Source organism: Micromonospora sp. NPDC085948 (assembly GCF_040686315.1).
Taxonomy (GTDB): Bacteria; Actinomycetota; Actinomycetes; order Mycobacteriales; family Micromonosporaceae; genus Micromonospora.
Genome location: NZ_JBFBJW010000012.1, coordinates 129,014 through 149,903, shown reverse-complemented (window position 1 = coordinate 149,903; position 20,890 = coordinate 129,014). Strand labels below are relative to the sequence as shown.

General features: G+C 72.5%; 18 protein-coding genes and 1 pseudogene. 6 read left to right on the top strand and 13 right to left on the bottom strand.

What is annotated here, in order from left to right; all coding sequences use genetic code 11:
* Positions 1–133 precede the first annotated feature (133 nt).
* Both AB0O48_RS26255 and AB0O48_RS26250 read left to right on the top strand, forming a co-directional pair.
* Positions 134–1,315, top strand: coding sequence for a low temperature requirement protein A (locus AB0O48_RS26255; RefSeq protein WP_365068923.1), 1,182 nt, complete (start codon positions 134–136; stop codon positions 1,313–1,315).
* A 123-nt stretch (positions 1,316–1,438) separates the two neighbouring features.
* Positions 1,439–2,617, top strand: a complete 1,179-nt coding sequence (locus tag AB0O48_RS26250; protein ID WP_365068921.1) for a low temperature requirement protein A — start codon at positions 1,439–1,441, stop codon at positions 2,615–2,617.
* 10 nt (positions 2,618–2,627) lie between these two features.
* Here AB0O48_RS26250 and AB0O48_RS26245 read toward each other — a convergent pair whose 3' ends face one another.
* The 4 genes from AB0O48_RS26245 to AB0O48_RS26230 form a co-directional block, all read right to left on the bottom strand.
* Positions 2,628–3,200, bottom strand: coding sequence for a nucleosidase (locus tag AB0O48_RS26245; protein WP_357253212.1), 573 nt, complete (start codon positions 3,198–3,200; stop codon positions 2,628–2,630).
* A 37-nt stretch (positions 3,201–3,237) separates the two neighbouring features.
* Entirely contained in the window at positions 3,238–5,952 is a 2,715-nt protein-coding gene (locus AB0O48_RS26240; RefSeq protein WP_365068919.1) for an Hsp70 family protein, read from the bottom strand.
* 71 nt (positions 5,953–6,023) lie between these two features.
* Positions 6,024–6,485: a GNAT family N-acetyltransferase gene (locus tag AB0O48_RS26235; RefSeq protein WP_365068917.1), complete on the bottom strand. Its 462-nt coding sequence runs from the start codon at positions 6,483–6,485 to the stop codon at positions 6,024–6,026.
* A 34-nt stretch (positions 6,486–6,519) separates the two neighbouring features.
* Positions 6,520–7,407, bottom strand: coding sequence for an NmrA/HSCARG family protein (locus AB0O48_RS26230; protein ID WP_357253218.1), 888 nt, complete (start codon positions 7,405–7,407; stop codon positions 6,520–6,522).
* An 85-nt stretch (positions 7,408–7,492) separates the two neighbouring features.
* Here AB0O48_RS26230 and soxR point away from each other — a divergent pair, with 85 nt between their 5' ends.
* Entirely contained in the window at positions 7,493–7,999 is a 507-nt protein-coding gene (gene soxR, locus AB0O48_RS26225) for a redox-sensitive transcriptional activator SoxR (RefSeq protein ID WP_357253220.1), read from the top strand.
* On the opposite strand, the gene AB0O48_RS26220 is transcribed toward soxR, so the two are convergent.
* The 7 genes from AB0O48_RS26220 to AB0O48_RS26190 form a co-directional block, all read right to left on the bottom strand.
* Positions 7,966–8,673 (bottom strand): dihydrofolate reductase family protein, encoded by a 708-nt coding sequence (locus tag AB0O48_RS26220; protein WP_357253222.1) that lies wholly within the window; start codon positions 8,671–8,673, stop codon positions 7,966–7,968. The genes soxR and AB0O48_RS26220 overlap by 34 nt on opposite strands.
* Positions 8,670–9,335 carry a GTP cyclohydrolase II gene (gene ribA / locus AB0O48_RS26215; RefSeq protein WP_357253225.1) on the bottom strand — a complete coding sequence of 222 codons (666 nt, stop codon included), beginning with the start codon at positions 9,333–9,335 and terminating at the stop codon, positions 8,670–8,672. Before ribA ends, AB0O48_RS26220 begins: the two co-directional genes overlap by 4 nt.
* A 57-nt stretch (positions 9,336–9,392) precedes the next feature.
* Positions 9,393–10,331 (bottom strand): lysylphosphatidylglycerol synthase transmembrane domain-containing protein, encoded by a 939-nt coding sequence (locus AB0O48_RS26210; protein WP_357253227.1) that lies wholly within the window; start codon positions 10,329–10,331, stop codon positions 9,393–9,395.
* Positions 10,332–10,397: 66 nt separating this feature from the next.
* The gene (locus tag AB0O48_RS26205; protein WP_365068913.1) at positions 10,398–11,216 is read right to left on the bottom strand and encodes a class I SAM-dependent methyltransferase; all 819 of its coding nucleotides are present in this window, start codon (positions 11,214–11,216) and stop codon (positions 10,398–10,400) included.
* On the bottom strand, positions 11,213–12,295 hold the full coding sequence (locus tag AB0O48_RS26200) for a glycosyltransferase family 4 protein (protein ID WP_357253443.1): 1,083 nt from the start codon (positions 12,293–12,295) through the stop codon (positions 11,213–11,215). The genes AB0O48_RS26205 and AB0O48_RS26200 overlap by 4 nt, the downstream gene beginning before the upstream one ends.
* Positions 12,295–12,693 carry a 6-carboxytetrahydropterin synthase gene (locus tag AB0O48_RS26195; RefSeq protein ID WP_355029810.1) on the bottom strand — a complete coding sequence of 133 codons (399 nt, stop codon included), beginning with the start codon at positions 12,691–12,693 and terminating at the stop codon, positions 12,295–12,297. The genes AB0O48_RS26200 and AB0O48_RS26195 overlap by 1 nt, the downstream gene beginning before the upstream one ends.
* 2 nt (positions 12,694–12,695) lie before the next feature.
* The gene (locus tag AB0O48_RS26190) at positions 12,696–13,679 is read right to left on the bottom strand and encodes a dehydrogenase (protein ID WP_357253231.1); all 984 of its coding nucleotides are present in this window, start codon (positions 13,677–13,679) and stop codon (positions 12,696–12,698) included.
* Between the two features lie 543 nt (positions 13,680–14,222).
* Here AB0O48_RS26190 and AB0O48_RS26185 point away from each other — a divergent pair.
* From AB0O48_RS26185 to AB0O48_RS26175, 3 genes and pseudogenes are all read left to right on the top strand, one after another.
* Positions 14,223–14,552 (top strand): TraR/DksA C4-type zinc finger protein, encoded by a 330-nt coding sequence (locus AB0O48_RS26185; protein WP_357253233.1) that lies wholly within the window; start codon positions 14,223–14,225, stop codon positions 14,550–14,552.
* Positions 14,553–14,822: 270 nt separating this feature from the next.
* Positions 14,823–15,842, top strand: a pseudogene (locus AB0O48_RS26180) (choice-of-anchor A family protein); the annotation flags it as partial.
* A gap of 36 nt (positions 15,843–15,878) precedes the next feature.
* The gene (locus tag AB0O48_RS26175; protein WP_365068976.1) at positions 15,879–19,574 is read left to right on the top strand and encodes a hypothetical protein; all 3,696 of its coding nucleotides are present in this window, start codon (positions 15,879–15,881) and stop codon (positions 19,572–19,574) included.
* A gap of 80 nt (positions 19,575–19,654) precedes the next feature.
* Here the strand turns inward: AB0O48_RS26175 and AB0O48_RS26170 are convergent, their stop codons facing one another.
* On the bottom strand, positions 19,655–20,248 hold the full coding sequence (locus AB0O48_RS26170; RefSeq protein WP_365068909.1) for a hypothetical protein: 594 nt from the start codon (positions 20,246–20,248) through the stop codon (positions 19,655–19,657).
* A 41-nt stretch (positions 20,249–20,289) separates the two neighbouring features.
* Entirely contained in the window at positions 20,290–20,868 is a 579-nt protein-coding gene (locus AB0O48_RS26165; protein ID WP_365068907.1) for a helix-turn-helix domain-containing protein, read from the bottom strand.
* Positions 20,869–20,890: the final 22 nt, after the last annotated feature.

The window sequence follows — 20,890 nt, the reverse complement described above, 5'->3', positions numbered from 1 at the left end:
CCAAGCATCGCCCCGGGTCCGCCGCCGTGGCAACCTCCGGCCGTCCCCTCGCCGACCGGCGGGAATCGCCGATCCGGAGACGGAGCCCACCGACGCCGCCGATAATCCTCGGGAACACGGCGGGAGGCCGGGCATGACCACCGGAGAAGACGCGGCGCTGGTACGCCGGATGGAGGGGTCGACCCGGGCCACGCTGCTGGAGTTGCTCTTCGACGTCGTCTTCGTGGCCGCCCTCGCGTTGCTGTCGACACTGTTGACCGAGGAGCGCACCTGGGCCGGCAGCGCCAAGGTGCTGCTGATGCTGACCGCCATCTGGTGGACCTGGTCGCTCACCGCGACCACCACCGAGTTCTACGATCCGCGGCAGCGCCCGATCCAGGCCGTCCTGATGATCGCCATGGTCGGCTCGGTGGGGATGGCGGTGGCGCTGCCGATGGTCAGCGTCGCCCACCTGCTGCTCTTCGTGATCTCGTACGTCGGCACGCACGTGACGCGCTGCGTCATCCTGGTCGTCGCCCTGCACCGGCAGGGGCACCGGACGGCCAGGGAGCGGGCCACCCGGTTCTTGTTCTGGTTCACGGTGTCCGGCGTCTTCTGGTTCGCCGGGGCGCTGTCCCACCGTCCGAACTGGGTGCTCTGGACCATCGCCATCACGATCGACCTGGTGGCCGGGGCGGCGCGCTACCCCACCCCCCGGCTGGGCAAGGTGCCCATCGAGCAGTACAAGCGGATCACCGGGCACCTGGGCGAGCGGTACCAGCAGTTCGTCATCCTGGCCCTCGGCGACATCATCCTGTTGCCGACCCTGCAGGTCAGCCGCGGCGAACTCGAATTTCTCCGGGTCGTCGCCCTGCTCTGCGCATTCGCCACCATGCTGCTGCTCTGGCAGATCTACGTGTTCCGCGCCAGCGAGTTGTTGGTGGCGGCCGAGGCCAGGGCGCCCCGGCCGGTACGGCTGGCTCCGTACACCCACCTGGCGCTGCTCGCCAGTGTGGTCGCCACGGCGGCCTCGTTCGAGATGGTCGTTCGCCATCCGACCGGAACGACACCGGTGCGGTGGCTCGTGTTGATCATCGGCGGCCCGGCGCTGTTCGTGCTCGGTCGCGTCCTGTTCGCCCTGCTGGTGGGCTGGACCGTGCCGTGGCGGCGGGTGGCCTGGCAGCTCACGCCCCTGCTGGTGCTGCCGTGGGCTGGCGGCTGGCCGCCGCTGCTGGTCGCCGCCGTCGTGGCGCTCGCGCTGGCCGGTCACGTCCTCGTCCCCGTCGGAGACCGGGAGACCACGCCGGGGCTGGACGTCCGGCGAACCGACGACTGACCTCGGACGAGGTGCGGGCCGGCCGGCACCGCCCACCTCCCTGACCGGCGGGAATCGCCGATCCGGGGACGGTCTCCACCGGCACCGCCGATAATTCTCGGGAGACACGGCGGGAGGCCGGGCATGACCACCGGAGGCACCGCGGCACTGGTACGCCGGCCGGACGGGTCAACTCGGGCCACGCTGCTGGAACTGCTCTTCGACGTGGTCTTCGTGGCCTCACTCGCGCTGACCTCGACGCTGCTCGCGGAACGCCACACCTGGGCCGGCGCGGCGACGGTGCTGCTGATGCTGACGGCGATCTGGTGGACCTGGTCGGTCACCTCCACCACCACCGAGTTCTACGACCCGCAGCAGCGCCCCATCCAGACCATCCTGATGGTCGCCATGGTCGGGTCGGTGGGGATGGGCGCCTCGCTGCCGAAGGTCACCAGCGGGCACGCGCTGGTCTTCGCCACGGCGTACGTCGGCACGCACGTGATTCGCGGCATCATCCTGATCACGAAGTTGCACCAGCAGCGGCACCGGTCCGCCATGATCCGCGCCACCCGGTTCCTGTTCTGGTTCCTGGTGTCCGGCGTCTTCTGGATCAGTGGCGCGCTGTCCGACAGTGCCCTCTGGACCCTCTGGACCATCGCCATCACGATCGACCTGGTCTCCGCGGCGGCCCGCTACCCCACGCCCGGGTTGGGTCGGGTGCCCTTCGACCAGTACGAGCGGACCACGGCGCACCTGGGAGAGCGGTACCAGCAGTTCGTCATCCTGGCCCTCGGCGACATCATCCTGGTGCCCACCCTGCAGGTCAGCCGGGGCGAGTTCGCCGGGCTCCGGGTCGCCGCGCTGTTCTGCGCGTTCGCCATCATGTTGCTGCTCTGGCAGGTCTACGTGTTCCGGGCCGGCGAACTGCTGGAGGCCGGCGCGAGGGCGGGGCGGCCGGCGCGGGTGGCCCCGTACACCCATCTGGTGATGCTGGCCGGCGTGGTCGCCACGGCGGCCTCGTTCGACCGGGTCGTCAGCCGGCCGACCGGCACGACACCGGTGGGCTGGCTCCTGCTGATCCTGGGTGGTCCGGCGCTGTTCGTGCTCGGCCGCGCCCTGTTCACCCTGCTGGTGTCCATGGTCGTGCCGTGGCGGCGAATGCTCTGCCTCCCCCTGCCGCTGCTGACCCTGCCCTGGGCCGGCCGGTGGCCGCCGCTGCTGGTCACCACGACCGTGGCGCTCGGGCTGGCCGCGCACATCCTGATACCGGGAGCGGCCCGGGAGACCACGCCGGGTCTGCGGGTGCGGCAACCCGACGACTGACGCGGCCCGGTCAGCCGAGGTGTTGGCCGGCCCACTCGGCGAGGTCCCGGGCGCACGCGTCCACCGACTCCCGCCAGGTGCGCGCCGCGCCGTCCCCCGCCTCGTCGCTGACCTGCTTGACCAGTCGGCACGGCACACCCGCCTGGGCGGCCGCCCACGCCACCGCGTACCCCTCCATGTCGACCAGGTCGGCGCGCTGCGCCAACCGGTCCCGCGCCGCGTCGTCGGCCACGAACGTGTCACCGGTGGCCAGCACCGCACCCTCGGCGGCCAGGGCCAGCGGCGCCCCGTAGGTCTCGCCGGTGAGCGTCCGCAGCAGGTCGGTGTCCAGGTCGTGCTGGAGCACGGTGGCGACCTCGTGGATGCCGGCCCATCCGGGGCGCAACGCACCCGCCGTACCCAGGTTGAGCAGCAGGCTGGGGCGCGGCCCGGCAGCCAGCACGGCGGCCACCGCGCTGGCGGCGTTCACCTTGCCCATGCCGGTCAGCAGCACCGGTAGCTCGGGCGGGAGGTAGCGGGCCTCCTCCCCGACGGCGAGCACCACCAACGGACGATCGGCGCGGACCGTACCCCGAAGATTCACCGGAGCATCGTACGAGCCGGCTTCGGGGCCGGTGACGTCAGTCCGTGGTGAAGCGGTACACGACGAAGTCCTTCTCCGCGCCGCAGGCGATCACGTGGGTGTTCCACGAACAGGACGAGCTACGGACGTCCTTCAGCTCGCCCAACTCGTCCACCTCCCCGGACTCGGCCCACACACCGGCCAGCACCCGGTTGTCCGCGACGACGCTGGGCGCCTTGGCGAAGACCAGCAGGTTGCCCGCGTCCAGCCGGACCCCCACACCGCTCCGGTCGCGCAACACCGCCTTGCCGGAGGCGTCGAAGAGGGTGAACGCCGGCTCCGGGTACTCCCGCTGGGCGAGCAACTGCTCCCCCACCGGCACCAGGTCGGTCACACCCGGTGCCGGCCAGTGGTCCGCCTGTTCGCCCTCGGTGGCCGCCACCACCTCGGTGCGCTGGACGTCGCTGTTCGGCACCTGCAACAGGCAGGCCCGCCGCTCACCGCAGGCCACAAGTGCCTTCGGGCGCTGCTCGTCGTTGCCGGAGCGGTAGAGCACCACCGGTTCCGCGGTGGAACCCAGGTCGTACGCCAGCAGCTGGTAACCGCCCTCGTTGGCGGCCACGAACAGGCGGTCCTCGTGGGCGACCACCAGATCGTCGAGGTCGGCGACGTTGCCCCACTGGCGGAGCACCTTGCCGGATGCCAGGTCGAGCACCCGCACCGACCGGTCCGCACCCACCTGGACCAGTCGCCGCCCCTTGCCCGCCCACGGGTGGCGGGGCGTCCCGTCGAGGAAGGCGGGTCCACCCGCCGCCTCGTCGCTGCCCACCGGCCGGACCACGGTGCGACTGCCGTCGTACTGGTCGCGGGGGTTCGGCTGGTTCCACTTCTCGGTGCCGTCGCTCAGGCGCAGCCCGACCAGCCGGGCCGCCCCCCGGTCCACCAGCACCGCCGTGTCGTCCGCGACGTAGATGTCGTCGTCACCGCGCACCGTGCGCTGCCAGCGCTGCGTGCCCGAACGACCGTCCAGGACAGCCAGCGGGCGCGGGGTGCTGTCGCCCGGTGCGTCGCCGAGGACCGCGACCGCCCCGGGGGCGGCGATGATCGCCTTCCAGTCGTCGGCCCGCACGTCGGTCGCCCTGCGCCACAGCTCGTCGCCGGTGCCGGTGTCGACCGCCACCACCTCCAGCCGGTCGTCCGGCAGGGGGAAGCCGAGGTAGGCCCGGTTGCCGAGGACCGCCGTCCACATCTCGGGCGGTCGCTCGCCGCCGGCCGTCGGCCGGGACAGTTCGCGCAGCGACGACGCGAACTCCAGGTCCGGGTAGCGGTCCCGGGTCAGGTACAGCGTCGCGGCGGCGCCCACCCCGAGCAGGGCCAGCACCGCGCCCAGCACCACCCAGCGCGCCCGCCGCCAGCGCGGAGCGCCCGCCGGACCGGCGGGCGGGCCGCCCTTCCAGCCCGGCGGGGGCGGACCGGCCGGTGGGGCGCCCGCCCAGCCCGGTCCCAGCGGCGTGGGCGAGCCCGGCCAGGGCTGCTGCGCCGGCACGGCCCCCGCCGGCCCCGCCGGCGCGGGCGGACTCACCGCAGCCGGTGGGGCAAGCTGCGGCCCGGCGTACGCCGGTGTCGGCACCTGTCGGCGCAGCGGGAGGTCGGTCAACGCGCCCTCGGCCACCGGCAGTTCGGGCTGGTCGAGCACCGTTGGCGCCACCCCCAGTTCGGTGTGCACCATGCGGGCCACCAGGGGGATCCGCGACGAGCCACCGACGAGGAACAGCCCGGCGAGCTGGTCGGGGCTGAGCCCGGCGGCGGCGATCACCTCCCGCGCCCGGTCCACCGCGCGGCGCAGCAGCGGCGTGGCCGCCCGCTCGACGTCGGCCCGGGTGAGCTGGACAGCTTCGGCCACCCCCGGCACCGCGACCGGCGCCACCGTCGAGCGGGACAGCGTCTCCTTCGCGCCTCGTACCTCGTCCCAGAGCCGCACCTGGTCGCGGCGTTGCGTCGGGTCCTCCGGTCGGATCAGCCGGGACCACTGCGCGGCGTGCCGCTCCCCGACCAGCTCGCCGACCCGCCGCACCAACGCGGCGTCGAGATCCAGGCCGCCCAGGTCCGGCAGGCCACCGTCGGCGACCACGCTGAACCCGGAGTCACCCCAGGGGTCCGCTCCCTCGTTGCGCAGCACCGCGACGTCGAGGGTCCCGCCGCCGAAGTCGAACACCGCTATCGCTTCGCCGACCGGCACCGGACGATGCAGCACCTGCGTGTAGTAGCGGGCGGCGGCCACCGGTTCCCGCAGCAGCCGGGTGCCCGGCGGCGTCGGCCCGGCGAGGGTGTGCTCGGCCACCTGCGGCCAGCCCGCCAGCAGCAGGGCGTCGGCGAGCACCTGCCGCCGCGTCGCGTCCCAGGCGGCCGGGCAGGTGAGCACGGCCGGGGGCAGGAACCCCACGGCGCCCACGGCGGCCCGCGCGACCGCCGCCAGCACCGCGGCGAGCAGGTCGGCCGGTGGGTACGAGCGGTCCCCGAGCACGATCGTCGGCTCGTCCACCCGGCGCTTCGGGTTCGCCTCGAACCGGGCCGGGTCCGTCTGGGCCAACCGGCGGGCGTCCCACCCGGTGTGCAGGGTGCCGTCCGGGTCGGCGTACACGGCGGACGGACTGAGTGGCTGACCGTCCATCAGCAGCGGACGGGTCCGCCCGTCCGGCCAGCGCAGCACCGCGACCGTGTTGGACGTACCGAGGTCGACGCCGAGGGCGAAACCCTCGTGCTGGCCTGCCATCTGCCCGATACCTCCGCCGCGACGAGGGGAACTCGACCCCGCATCGTACGCAGGCCCCGCCGCCCCGCTGATCAGTCGGTCAGGTGCCGTACCCCGACGATCTCGCCGCCGCTGGTCTCCCCGGTGGGGCGAAAGCCGAGCTTCAGGTAGAACCGCTCCGGGCCGTCCGTCCCCGGTTCCCACGTCGTGAACACGCGGTCGTGCCCGCGGTCGCGCGCCTCGGCGCAGACGGCCCGCACCGCGAAACGGCCGTACCCGCGACCCTGGTGCTCGGCGGCGATGTTCAGCCGCCACAGGCCCGAGCGCCTGTCGTCCGGGCTGGCCGGGTCCCACACGATGTCGAAGAAGCCCATCAGGAAGCCGACGATGTCGTCCCCCTCGACGATCAGCCGTGGCCACGCGACGTCGGGCTGCGCGTACGCCTCGGCGAGAGACCAGGCGACCGGAGACGAGAACTTCTCCTGCTCCGGTCGCACGCTCACCCGGCAGGCGGCTTCGACGTTGTCCGGGGTGATCTGCACGAGTCGCGGCACGCCGGCCACCCTATCGGGGCGGGCCGCTGCGGGCCTACTGCCAGCTCGGCCGCTCGGCGAGGACGCGGTCCCAGTCGACCGTGCGGACCCACTCCGCGTAACGGTGCCAGGTCACCTCCGGGTACCTGGCGCGCAGCCCGTCGATGTCGACGAAGTCGGTGTTGTCCTCGAACCGCTGGAACATGTCGGCGATCTCGTCGCCGGCCCACTGCCGGACCTGGTCCAACGGCATCTGCTGGTACGGGATCTCACGGCCGAGCACGTCGCTGAGGATGCCGGCCGCCTCGTCGCCGGTGATCCGGTCGGAGGCGACGTCGATCCGTTCGCCGACGAACCGGTCCGGGTGCTCGACGGCGTGCACGGCGAGACCGGCGATGTCGCGGACGGTCACCTGGTCCAGCGGCTTGCCGGCGGTCAGCGGATTGGCCAGGACACCGTCGGTCAGGCGGCTGAACCCGACGTTGAGCGCGTTCTCCATGAAGTACACCGGCCCGAGGACTGTGGCCCGGACCTGCTGATCCCGCAGGTACGCCTCCACGAGTTGCTTGCTGTCGGCATGGTCGAGCTCGGTGGGCACGAACCGGCCGGCACCGCGTACGGACGAGTAGACCAGGTGCGCGTCGACACGCGCCGCGACGTCGACGAGGTGGCGTCCCTGGGCGACCTCCTCGTCCTTCCCGCCGGATCCGAACGGGACGGACAGGCCGAAGATCGCATCGACGTCCTTGGCGGCGTCGGCGAGGCCCTCGGGGTGGGCCAGGTCCCCGGCGACGAGCCGGACTCCGGCGGTGGACAGCGCCACCGCGGCGGGCGAATCGGGCGACCGCACGTAGGCGACGACGTCGTGGCCGTGGTCGAGCAGCAGGTCGGCGACGGCGCCGCCCTGCTTGCCGGTGGCGCCGATGACGAGAACGTGTGCCATGAGGGTGCTCCCTGACTCGCGGTTGTGGACGCCGCCGAGTCTCTGGCCTCAACCTCGATTGAGGTCAAGTCCTAGGCTTGGTCCCATGCCCAGGGCGCGCACCACGTTTCACGAACTCACCGTCGGCCAGGTCGCCGACCGCAGCGGCGTCGCGATCTCCGCGCTGCACTTCTACGAACGCAAGGGCCTGATCAGCAGCAGCCGGACGGCGAGCAACCAGCGCCGGTACGCCCGCGACACGCTGCGCCGGGTGGCATTCATCCGGGCCTCCCAACACGTCGGCATCTCGCTGACGGTGATCCGGGAGGCCCTCGATCAGCTGCCGAGCGAACGCACCCCGACCCGCGACGACTGGGCTCGTCTGTCCGCCGACTGGCGCAACGTCCTCGACGAGCGCATCGAGCACCTGCGGGCGCTGCGGGACGACCTCACCGCGTGCATCGGGTGCGGCTGCCTCTCCCTGCGGGACTGCCACCTGACCAACCCCCGCGACGTGCTGGGCCGCGAGGGTCCCGGCGCCCGCCGCCTACCCACGCCGCAACCCCCGCTCCCCCCGGGTCAGCTTTCCGTGCAGCGGTCGGAGAGGGCGTAGCGCAGGAGCACCACATCGCCGATCTGGCGGGCCTCGACCAGCCGGGCGCGGCGGCCCGGGTGCCAGGGGAAACTCCCCTCGCCGACGAACCGGGGCGCCCGGCCGTCGCCGACGAAGAACGGGGCGACCACCAGGTGCAGCTCGTCGGCGAGACCGGCCGCGAGGAACTGGGCGTGCACCGTCCCGCCGCCCTCCACCATCAGCCGCCGCACGCCCCGCGCGGCCAGGTCGCTCACCAGCCACGCGGGGTCGACCGGCTCCCCCGCGTCGACCACCGTGGCCAGTCGACCGATACGTTCCCGGGTCTTCTCCAGCGCGCCGGTGGCGCAGTAGACGAGCCGGGTCGAGTCGCCGGCGGTGAAGAACCGGGCGGTCGGGTCGAGGTCACCGCGGGCGGTCAGGGTGACCTTGGCGGGCGAGGCGGGCCGACCACCCGCCACCCGTTCGGCCCGGCGGCTCGCGGAACGCACCAGCAGTCGAGGATCGTCACGGCGGACGGTGCCGGCGCCGACCAGGATCGCGTCGCAGCTGGCCCGAACCGCGTCGACCCGGTCCAGGTCGTCGTCGTTGGACAGCAGCAACCGCTTGTCGGACGTGTCGTCGATGTACCCGTCGATCGAGGCGGCGCAACTGAGCAGCACGTACGGCCGCGTCGGCGCCGGGGTGCGGCTCACTTGTCGACGGGCAGGTCGGGCGCGACCGAGACGACCTCCGCCGCCTTGGCGGCCTTGGCGGCCAGGTAGTCGGCGTTGGCCGGCGAGAGGAAGACGCTTGTGGGCACCTGTTCGGTGACGTCCACCCCGAGGCGGGTCAGCTGCACGGCCTTGTCCGGGTTGCTGCTCAGCAGTCGGATCCGCGGCACCCCCAGCGTGCTCAGCATCTGCGCGGCGGCGGTGTAGTCCCGCTCGTCCTCACCCCGGCCCAGCGCGACGTTCGCCTGGTAGGTGTCCAGCCCGGCGTCCTGCAACGCGTACGCGTCGAGCTTGGCGTACAGGCCGATGCCGCGGCCCTCCTGCCGCAGGTAGAGCAGGAAACCGCCGGTCTCGGTGATCCGCTGCACCGCCTCGCGCAACTGCGGCCCGCAGTCGCAGCGTTGGCTGCCGAACACGTCGCCGGTCAGGCACTCGCTGTGCGGGCGGACCAGCGGCGGCTCTCCCCCGGCGGCGAGCCGGTCCAGGGCGCCCGCCCAGTCGCCGAGGCCGAGCGCGAGGTGCTCCCGACCGTCCACCAGGCCCTTGAACGAGAACACCCGGACCGTCGTGGTGTAGCCGTCGGGAAACGTCAACGGCACCGTGACCTGCGTACGGATCGTGGCTACCGGCAATGCTTCGGGCATGGGACTCCTCTGTCCGGCGTCACCGGCGCGCGGCGACGCGTGTTCCTCACCACCGACTCAACAACCGCCAACGGGGGCGGCTTCCCGGGCGGCGACCGGATGTCGGTTCCGTCGCACCAGCAGCACCGCGGCCCCGGGCAGGCTCGCGACCAGGATCAGCGCACCGTAGACGGTGGCGGTGGCGACGCCCTCGGCCGCGCTGAGGCCGGCCGCGCCGAACACCCACGCGGCAACTCCCTCGCGCGGTCCGAAACCGGCGACGTTCAGCGGCAGGCCCATGGCGAGGAGTGCGAGCAGCGTCAACGGCAGCAGCCGCGTCAGCGGGGCGTCGGATCCGGCGGTGCGGGCTGCCACCAGGAAGGTTGCCAGGTGACCGGCGACCATCACCGTGGAGGCGATCAGCACGCCGAACCAGGTGCGCCGGGACAGCAGCCCGGACCGCACGTCCGCCCCGGCGGTGCGCAGCGCCCGCGCCCAGCGCGACGGGCCGGCGTTCGGCACGGCCCGGGCCAGCAGCACCGCGACCAGTCCGGCCGCGACCAGCAGCGCGGCGGCGAGCGGCAGATACGTCCGCACCGGGGACGGGAAGGCGGCGAGCACCACGAGCGCGACGCCGACGAGCACCACCTGCCCGGCGGTACGTTCCCAGACCACCGCGCGGATGCCCCGGCTGACGTCCCCGGCGTCGCGGCCGTGGCGGACCGCCCGGTGCACGTCACCGAGCACCCCGCCGGGCAGGGTGGCGTTGAGGAACACGGCCCGGTAGCAGTGCGCCACCGCGGTCGCCAGCGGCAGCCGCACGCCCAGGCCACCGGCGACCAGACTCCACCGCCACGCCGCGCAGACCGTGGTGAGCACCCCGATGACAAGCGCGGCGGCCAGAGCCGGCGCGTCGATCAGCTGGACGCCGGCGACGAACGGGCCGCTGCCCACCTGCCACAGCAGGACGGCGAGCAGACCCACCCCGCCGACCACTCGTGCCCAGGCCCAGAACATCGACGCCGGCCCTCCCCTTGAAGATCGTCCACTTGTTCTAGTGCACGTACCCAGGGTGGGAACGGTTCATCCACCCGCGAGGAGGTCACTGTGTTCGAGAAGCACGCCGAGCCGACCGGCCGCCGCGTCGGCCAGCCGCCGCCGGGCGTACGCCTCGGCCGGGCCGGCCAGGTCGGGACGCTGCGCGCAGGCCGCACTCAGCCAGCCCCGGAACCACTCGGCGGCCAGGTCGGCCTGCTCCGGGCCGAGCCGCCACGGGCTGGGCCGTTCCCGCACGTCCACGCCGCGTCGCGCGAACGCGGCGGCGGTGGCGGCGACGGCGTCCGGACCGAGCAGTCGTCGGCCGTCGACGGTGCGCCGTTGGTGGTCGTTGAACGCGGCCTCGACCGCGGCGTCCAACGGGTCGGCCGGGGTGAGTCGCACCCGCCCGGTCACCGAGACGGCGAACAGGGTGGGCCGGCCGACGCAGGCGGCCACCACCCGTTCGACCTCCTCGGCGGTCAGCATGTCCAGTAGGGCGGACGCGGTGACCAGGGACCCGTCGGCCAGGTCGGCGGCGCTGAGCCGGGTGAGGTCGCCGCACCGGGTGTCCACGGTGACCGGGGCGCCGTCGGCGGCTTTCACGCCGGTCATGCCCGCGGCGGCACGCGACAGCAGGTCGGCGTCGCGGTCGTGCAGCACCCAGTGCTGCGGGCCGGGCAGCCGGGTGGCCAGCCAGCGGCTCATCGAGCCGGTGCCACTGCCCAGGTCGTGGATCACCGTCGGCGTGCCACCGGTCAGCCGGGGGCGGACGGCGTCCAGCAGGTCCTCGGCTCGCGCCGCCGCGTCGGCCGGCTCCCGCAATCGCAACCAGTCGGCGAACGGCAGGGTCTCCTCGACGGTCATGCCGCCACCTCCTCCAGTACGGCGGCCAGCGACGCGGTCGTCACCGTCCAGTCGGTCAGGGTGTGCCGCCGGGCGAGAGCCGACCAGCGCAGCCGGGCCCGCAGCAGCTCGTCGCCCAACCACCAGCTCAGCGCGCCGGCCAGGGCGGCCGGATCGTCCGGTGGCACCAGCAGCCCCGGCACGTCACCGTCGGCGGTCCGGCCGAGCGCCTCGGGCAGGCCACCCACCTGGGTGGTCAGCACCGGCAGGCCCCGGGCGAGCGCCTCGGTGACGACCATGCCGTACGTCTCGCCCCGCGACGGCAGCACCAGCAGGTCGGCGGCGTCGTACGCGGCGTCGAGCGCGGCGCCCGTCAGCGGCCCGGCGAACCGCACCCGGTCGGCGAGGCCCGCGTCGACGAGCCGGTCGCGCAGCCGGTGCACCAGTTCGGGCTCCCGGGTCAGCGTGCCGGCGCAGACAAGCGTCCAGGTCGACTCGGCCCGGATGGTCAACGCGTCGACGAGCACGTCGTGGCCCTTGTGGTGGGTGACCGCGGCCACGCAGAGCAGCCGGTCTCCGGCGGCCGAGCCGGGGGGCGCCAGCGGAGCGGGCGTCACGCCCGGCGGCGCGACCCGGATCCGGTCGCGGCGCAGCGGGTGGCGCAGCAGCAGGCGGCGGCGGGTCCACTCGCTGGTGGTGACGACGGCCCGCGCGGCGGCCAGCGCCCGGCCCTCCGCCTCGTCGTCGAACGGCATGTGCACGAGGACGACCAGGCGCAACCGGTCGGCGTGCGGGGCGAGCAGGTCCGGCACGGTCGAGGCGACCAGACCGTCGAGCAGCACCACGGCGTCGTCCGGGGCGGCGGTGAGCACCGCGGCCAGGGCCGCCCGATCGGCCGGCCCGGGGCTCGGCCAGGCCCCGGGCACCGCGTGTTCGTGCACCGCCCAGCCTCGGTCGGTGAGCCCCGCACAGACGCGCCGGTCGTAGGTGTTGCCGCCACTGGGTGCGGCCGGGTCGTCGATGTCGCCGGGCAGGACGACGTGCACCGTACGGCTGGTGCTACCCGAGCCGGCGGAGAGCGTCGCCCGGCCCGCATCGATCACAGTGACCGCTCGTAGCTGGCCCAGGCGACGTGCGACTCGTGCAGGGTGACGGTGATGCCGGCCAGCTCGCGGGCACCGGCCCCCAACTGGCCGGCGTGCACGCGCTCGGCCAGCCGGTCCGCGACCGTACGGGCCAGCACCTCGGTGGTGGTGTTCACCCCGGCGAAGGCCGGCTCGTCGTCGAGGTTGCGGTAGGTCAGCTCGCCCAGGACGGCCCGCAGCTGCTCGGTGGCCAGGCCGATGTCGACCACGATGCCGTCGGCGTCCAGGTCGGCACGGCGGAACGTCGCGTCCACCACGAACGTCGCCCCGTGCAGGCGTTGGGCGGGACCGAACACCTCGCCCTGGAAACTGTGGGCGATCATCATGTGATCCCGAACGGTCACGCTGAACACGGTCACTCCCCGTCGTCGTAGGTGATGAGGTGGCAGAGGGCGGTCAGGTCGCCCGCGCTCAGTCTGGCGAGGACGTCGGGCAACTCCGCGAACCGGGACGCGCCGGTGATCAGCGCGTCGAAGGCCGGATCGTCGAGCAGGTCCAGGGCGAGCGCCAGCCGGTCGGTGTAGCTGCGCCGTCCCCGCCGGGCGGGAGCGACCATGCCGACCTGGCTGCTGCGTACGGTGAGCCGACCGGAGTGGAACGACCCGCCCAGCGACACCTGCACCGGGCGGTCGCCGTACCAGCTCAGCTCGATGACCGTGCCCTCCGGCGCGAGCAGGTCCAGGGCGTGTTGCAGGCCGGCGCCGGTGGCGCTGGCGTGCACGACCAGGTCGCGGTCGCCGCTCGCGTCGGCCGGTTGGGCGAACCCGACGCCGAGCGCGCCAGCCACCCCGGCCCGGCGAGTGTCGACGTCGACGAGTTCGACCTGCACGCCGGGGAACCGGGCGAGCAGGGCGGCGACGCAGCAGCCCACCATGCCCGCGCCGATCACGGTGACCCGGTCGCCGACCAGCGGCGCGGCGTCCCACAGCGCATTGATCGCGGTCTCCACCGTGCCGGCGAGCACCGCCCGGGCGGGCGGCACCCCGTCCGGCACGGGCACCACGGCGGTGGCCGGCACGACGTACGCGCTCTGGTGCGGGTGCAGGCAGAACACCGTGCGCCCGAGCAGCTCCGGCGGACCCTGTTCGACCTCCCCGACGCTGAGGTAGCCGTACTTGACCGGGCCGGGGAAGTCACCCTCCTGAAAGGGCGCGCGCATCGCGGCGTACTGGTCGGTGGGCACCCGGCCGGCGAAGACGAGCGTCTCGGTGCCCCGGCTTACCCCGGAGTAGCGGGCGCGGACCAGCACCTCGTCGGGGCCGGGCGTCGGCAGCGACACCGGCCGGATCTCCGCCGTGCCGGGCTCGCGCACCCAGCAGGCGTACGCCTCGCGGATCACCGTCGCACACCTCACCTCGTACTCCCGGCCGCACAGCGCGGCCGTCCCCGGTCGGGTCGTCGATCATAAGCACGGAGGTACCGAGTCCACAGTTCGACGGTCTCCGGTGATCGGCCCAGGGCGCTGCCAGCCGTGCTGGCGACGCGTCACCGGTCCCGTGCCTCGACTGTGCTCAGAAGTCCGATGCCGCCCGGGGTGCCATCGCCTGTCCCGATGCGTTGAGCGTGGATCAAGGGGCGTTGGCTTCCGGGCGTTGGCCGCCCTATGGTGGGGGCATGCCGTGGGTGAACTTCCGCTCGCCAGCCGTCACCGACGTGACGGCTGGCAGTGCTGCCCGCGTCGTGACGGCTGCGCGCGGCAAGGCGTGCATGGGGGTTCCGGTCGTCGGTGCCCTCTACATCGTGCCCACGCTCGGGACGTCCAGCCCGGCGCGCACCGGCCGAGGCCCTCCCGCGGAATCGTTGCATCCCAGAACGACCGCAGGGCGAAGCTACTCAGGCTTCGGCCCTTTTTCTTTTTCCTCGTCTTTCTGAAGGGCAGACCATGAGCATCGATCAACGCGCTGTCGAGCACGGTTGGCTGGCTGATCTACGAGCGTCCCTGACGGACGAATTCGCGACGCAGACGGCTCGGCTACGGGAACTGACCGAACTCAACGCCGACACCGGCGACCCGGGCGAGGCCCACAACCAGGCCGCCCTGCTGGTGGCCACCCGCCGCCACATCGAGCAGATCACCGCTGCGCTGAGCCGGATCGCCGATGGCACCTACGGCGCCTGCGAGAGGTGCCGCGCGAGCATCCCGGCCGAGCGCCTCGAAGTCCTCCCGCATGCCCGCTTCTGCGTGCCGTGCCAGGAGAAGCACAAGGGGTGACACCTGGGCTGGTGCGAACTCGCGCGGGCCGGACCGGAGGGGATCCGATCCGGCCCGCGCGGCCCGCGACCCGGGACGATCTCGGCTACGGCCAGCCGCCCGGCTAAACGGACAAAAGCCCATCAAATACTCTTTTACCCCTATACGCTCCCCTGGCACATTCGAACCAACGGGGGCGTGATGAGGATTTCTTCGTGGGGTAGGCGCAGGTCACGGGGCGCGGCGCTGGTCGCCGTCGGCGGCGTGCTGGCAGTCAACACTCTGCTGGCGTTGACGCCGGCCGAACCCCCGCTGGGCCAGGTGCTGGTCGCGGCCGAGGACATCGGACCGGTCAACCCGGTCGCCGAGGCGCTGAGCTTCGGGGTGATGACCGAAGGCAACGCCGGTGTGTTCAGCGACGAGAACGAGGGCACCCTCGCCGTCGGTGGCGACCTCACCTTCGGCGGCTACCAACTGGCCGGGGCCACCGCCGGGTCGTTCGTCGTGCCGGGCGACGCCAACCCGACCGCGCTGGTCGTGGGTGGACGGGTGAACTTCGCCGGCAGCGTCGGCGGCAGCCGGCTCCAGGTGCTCAACGGCGGGTACGCCAAGGTCGGCGACCTGACCGGCACGTTCGTCCGGGACACCGACAACAACGGCGCCCAGGTCAACACCCGGATCCTGCCGTCGGACAACTACGACGCCGCACCTCGCGTCGAGTTGGTCACCCGGCAGCCGGTCGCCAGCGTCGGACCCGCCTCCCCGATCAACTTCGTCGGCGCCTTCGCGAGTTTCCGCGACACCACCGCCGGGCTGGCCACCTGCGACAACACGGTGGTGCTGCGCACACCGAACGGTGACGTGCTGCCCCGGCCGATCCCGGCGGGCAGCAACGCCGTGGTCACCCTGACACCCGGTGTGACGAACGTGCTCAACCTCAGCGCGAGCGATCTGAGCAACATCCAGACGCTGACCTTCGCCAGCCAGCCCACCGCGGACACTCCGTTGCTGGTCAACGTGGACACCAGCGGTGTCGGCAACGACTTCGCCTGGACCGCCCCGAACTTCTCCGGCATCGGCGGCCCGCAGGCGCGCTACATCCTCTTCAACTTCCCGACCGCCACCACGCTCACCCTCACCCAGGGGGCGGCCACGGTCGAGGGCACCATCTACGCCCCCAACGCCAGCCTCACCGACCTCTCGGCCAGCAACACCGAGGGCAGCGTCATCACCCGTACGCTGGACCACCGCGGCGGCGAGATCCACTACTTCCCGTTCAGCACCACGCTCGCCTGCGCGGGTGGCACCCCGGCGGACATCGAGCTGGTCAAGTCGTCGACCACCACGGTGATCACCAGCGTCGGCCAGCAGGTCCCGTACTCGTTCCACGTGGTCAACACCGGCGGCGTCCCGCTCACCAACATCTCGGTCAGCGACACGCAGACCCCGCCGTCGTCGAACGGCAACCTGGGTCCGATCAGCTGCGCCGCCACCACCCTCGTCCCCGGGGCGCGGACCGCGTGCACCGCCACCTACACCGTCACCCAGGCCGACCTCGACAACAACGGGGTCACCAACGTGGCCACCGCCCAGGGCACTCCGCCAGGTGGTTCCCCGGTGGTCTCCGAACCGGAGACCCTGACCATCCCGGCGCAGGGGCTCACCGCCGCCGTCACCGTGGTGAAGTCGTCCACCACCGCGTCGATCGGCTCGGTGGGCCAGCAGGTGCCCTACCGCTACCTGGTCGCCAACACCGGCGGCGTGACCCTGACCAACATCGGTATCACCGACGTGCAGGCACCGCCGTCGTCGAACGCGAACCTCGGCCCGATCACCTGCCCGCTCACCACGCTGACTCCCGGCCAGACCACCACCTGCACCGCCACCTACACGGTCACCCAGGCCGACCTCGACAACAACAGGGTAACCGACACCGCCACCGCGCAGGGCACGCCGCCCAGTGGCACCCCGGTCACCTCACCACCCTCGACGCTGACCATTCCCGAGGCGGGTCTGACGCCGTCGATCACGGTGACGAAGACCTCCACCACCGCGTCGATCACCACGGTCGGACAGCAGGTGCCGTACTCGTTCCACGTGGTCAACACCGGCGGGCTCACGTTGACGAACATCAACGTCACGGACGTACAGGCGCCGCCGTCGTCGAACGCCAACCTCGGCCCGATCACCTGCCCCGTCACCACCCTCGCCCCCGGCGCGCGGACCGGGTGCACCGCCACCTACACCGTCACCCAGGCCGACCTCGACAACGACGGCGTCACCAACACCGCCGTCGCCCACGGCACCCCGCCCGGGGGTGGCACACCGGTGGACTCGCCGCCCTCGACGCTGACCCTGCCGGAGACCGGCCTGGTCGCCTCGATCGCGGTGGTGAAGACGTCCACGACCACCACGATCACCACCATCGGGCAGCGGGTGCCGTACTCGTTCCACGTGGTCAACACCGGCGGGTACACCCTGACCAACGTCGGCGTCACCGACGTTCAGACACCGCCGTCGTCCAACGCCAACCTGGGGCCGATCACCTGCGCCGCCACCACCCTCGCCCCCGGAGCGCGGACCGCGTGCACCGCCACGTACCTGGTCACCCAGGCCGACCTGGACGCCGGCTCGGTACGCGACACCGCCACCGCGCACGGCACCCCGCCCGGCGGCCGCCCGCCCGTGCAGTCGCCGCCGTCGACGCTTGTCATCCCGACCGGTGAGGTGGCCCCGGCCATCGCGATCGTGAAGTTCTCCACCACCGAGGCGATCAGGTCGGTGGGTCAACAGGTGCCCTACCAGTTCCTCGTCGCGAACACCGGCGGCCTGACCCTGAACAACGTCAACGTCACGGACGTGCAGGATCCCCCGTCGTCGAACGCGAACCTCGGGCCGATCACCTGCCCGCAGACCACGCTCGGCCCCGGCCAGACCACCACGTGCACCGCCACCTACACCGTCACCCAGGCCGACCTGGACCACGACGAGGTGACCGACATCGCCACCGCGCACGGCACCCCGCCGGGCACGGAGGAGCCGGTCGACTCGGACCAGTCGGTGCTGACCATTCCGGCGGCCGACGTCACCCCGTCGATCGCGGTGGTCAAGTCGTCCACCACCACGTCGATCACGACGGTCGGGCAGCAGGTGCCCTACCAGTTCCTCGTGATCAACAACGGGAACCTCACGCTGACCAACGTAAATGTCACCGACGCGCAGACCCCACCCTCGTCGAACGCGAACCTCGGGCCGATCACCTGCCCGCAGACCACGCTCGCGCCCGGTGCGGTGACCGCCTGCACCGCCACCTACACCGTCACCCAGGCCGACCTGGACAACAACACGGTCGTCGACGTCGCCACCGCGCACGGCAACCCGCCGGGCAGTGACACGCCCATCGACTCGCCACCGTCCACGCTGACGATCCCGGAGACCGGCCTGGTCGCCGCGATCTCGGTGGTCAAGGTCTCCGAGACCGTCATGATCGGCGCGGTCGGGCAGCAGGTGCCCTACCGGTTCCACGTGGTCAACACCGGCGGGCTCACGCTGACCACCGTCAACGTCACCGACGTTCAGGCACCGCCGTCGTCGAACGCCAACCTCGGGCCGATCACCTGCGCGACCACCACGCTCGCGCCGGGCGAGGCCACCGGCTGCACCGCGACGTACACCGTCACACAGGCCGACCTCGACAACGGCGGGGTCACCGACACCGCCACCGCACACGGGACGCCGCCCGGCGCCGCGCCGGTGAACTCGCCGCCCTCGACGCTGACCATCCCCGAGGCGGGGCTCACCGCCGACATCGAGGTGATCAAGTCGTCGACGACGGTGGCGATCACCGCGCCGGGGCAGCAGGTGCCGTTCACCTTCCTGGTGGTCAACACCGGTGGCCTCACCCTCACCGGCGTGACCGTCAACGACACCGTGCTGCCGCCGTCCGTGGGCAACGGGCTCGGGCCGATCACCTGCGGTCCGCAGAACACCCCGAACGGCGAGGTGACGCTGGCTCCGGGCGCTGACATCCAGTGTCGGGCGACCTACACGGTGACCGCGGAGGACTTCGCCGGCACGGCGCTGATCAACGTCGCCACCGCCACGGGCACACCACCGAGCGGAACGCCTCCGGTCTCCCCGCCGTCGTCGCTGGACATTCCGATCCCGCACCCGGAGATCGCCATCACCAAGGCGGTGACGCCCAGCGTGGTGTCCGCGGCCGGTGACACGGTCACGTACCAATTCGTGGTGACCAACACCGGCAACACCTCGCTCAGCGCGGTGACGGTCGACGAGACCGAGTTCTCCGGCACCGGCACGCCCGGGGCGATCACCTGCGGCACGCCGCCGGTGGCCAGCGGCGACGTCACCCTGCCGGCCGGAGGAAGCACCACCTGCACGTCGACCTACACCGTCACCGCGGCCGACATCGAGGCCGGCAGGATCACCAACACCGCCGTCGCCGCCGGCACGCCGCCGACCATCCCCGGGCAACAACCACCGGGGCCGGTACGCTCCCAGCCGGCCACCGCCGAGGTCACGGCCACCCGCGGTGCGGCGATCGCCGTGGTGAAGTCCAGCAGCACCGACAAGATCGGTCGGCCGGGCCAGCAGGTGCCGTTCCAGTTCGTGGTCACCAACACCGGGCAGGTGGCCCTGACCGGCGTGACGATCACCGACACCCTCACCGCGCCGGCCGCGCCGACGAACCTCGGCGCGATCACCTGCGGTCCAGACCGGACACCCAACGGGGCCGTGACCCTCGCGGCGGGCGCCGCCGTCACCTGTTCGGCGACCTACACCGTCAGCAAGGCCGACTATCACCACGGGTCGGTGCGCAACACGGCGACCGTGACCGGCACCCCGCCGGACGGTCCGGCACCGGTCTCCCCGGAATCGACCATCACCATCCCGGTGAAGGGCAAGCTCCCGGTGACCGGCGAGTCGTTCCCGATCGGGGGCTGGATGACCGCCGGCCTGCTGGCGGTGCTCCTCGGCGCCACGTTGCTGCTGATCGTCCGGCAGCGTAGGGCCCGCGCCTAGCGCGGAACGATCGCGAGGGTCGGACCGGAGGGGAACCGGTCCGGCCCTCGCGCCACGTCACCACCGGCGGACTCTCTCATTCAGCCGGCGCTGTCGTCCCGCAACCAGTCGACGAAGGCGCCCATTCGCTCGGCGCTCCAGCGTCTCCGGGCCGGGTACCCGTACCGTCGACCTTCTGCCAACTCGAAGCGCAACCGCGTGATGAGCCCGGGTCGATAGGCGGGGAGGCTGATGCCCAACTGCCTCACGTATTCCTCCGCGCCGCTGATCAGCCGATCGAGGTGGCCGGGCTTGAGCTCCAGATCACGCACGGCGGTCATGACCACCACCAACTCCGCGATGCCCGGATGCGCGGATGGGACGTCGTCGTCCGGCACCTCTCCCATCTCCCGAAGCATGAGTTGCGACACCTCATCCGCGGGCACGCCGTACGTCGCGTAGGTGTACCTGGTCACCCGCTCGGCGAACTGGCGAATCTCGGCATGGTTGCGTGGGTCGGGGTCGAGCCATTCGAGCGCGACCCGGAACATCCCCCTCACCACACCCCCCAAGGCTCGTCGGTCCAGGAACGCCCTCGATTGCAGGCGACGCGCCAGCGAGCGATTTCCGAGCAGGACGGCGTGCCAGTAGTAGCCCTGCACCGAACTCAGCCCGCTCGCCCCTCCCGTGGTCATGCCCGGAGGGTACGAACAGGCCGCCAAGGTAGATCTGTGGATCAGGACGGTCGGGCCCGGACGTGCAGCCGCTCGCCCTGCGGCCCGAAGAGGCTGAGGGCCTCGGCGACACCGGGCCCGGGGTTGAGCACGAGGTGCGGGATGCGGGTGTCGAACTCGGCCACCTCGCCCGGGGCCAGGGTCAGGTCGCGGTCGCCGAGCAGCAGGCGCAGCCGGCCGGAGAGCACGTAGAGCCACTCGTACCCCTCGTGGGTCTGCGGGGTCCGCTCCCCCGCCGTCGGATCCGGCGGGAAGATCTGTTTGAACGCCCGCAGGCCACCCGGTCGGCGGGTCAGCGGCAGGAACGTGATGCCGTGGATGACGATCGGCTTGGGGCGGACCCGGGGGTCGCCGGTGGCCGGCGCGTCCACCAGCTCGTCCAACGCCACCTGGTAGGCACGGGCCAGCGGGAGCAGCAGCTCCAGGGTGGGCCGGCGACTGCCGGACTCCAGCCGGGACAGGGTGCTCACGGAGATGCCGGTCAGGTCGGCGAGCTGCGTCAGGGTGGTCCCGCGTTGGTGGCGCAGAGCGCGCAGTCGTGGGCCGACGGCCGCCAGCGCGGCAGTGTCCTCGTTTGCCATAACAGCAAGATTAGTTGCCACT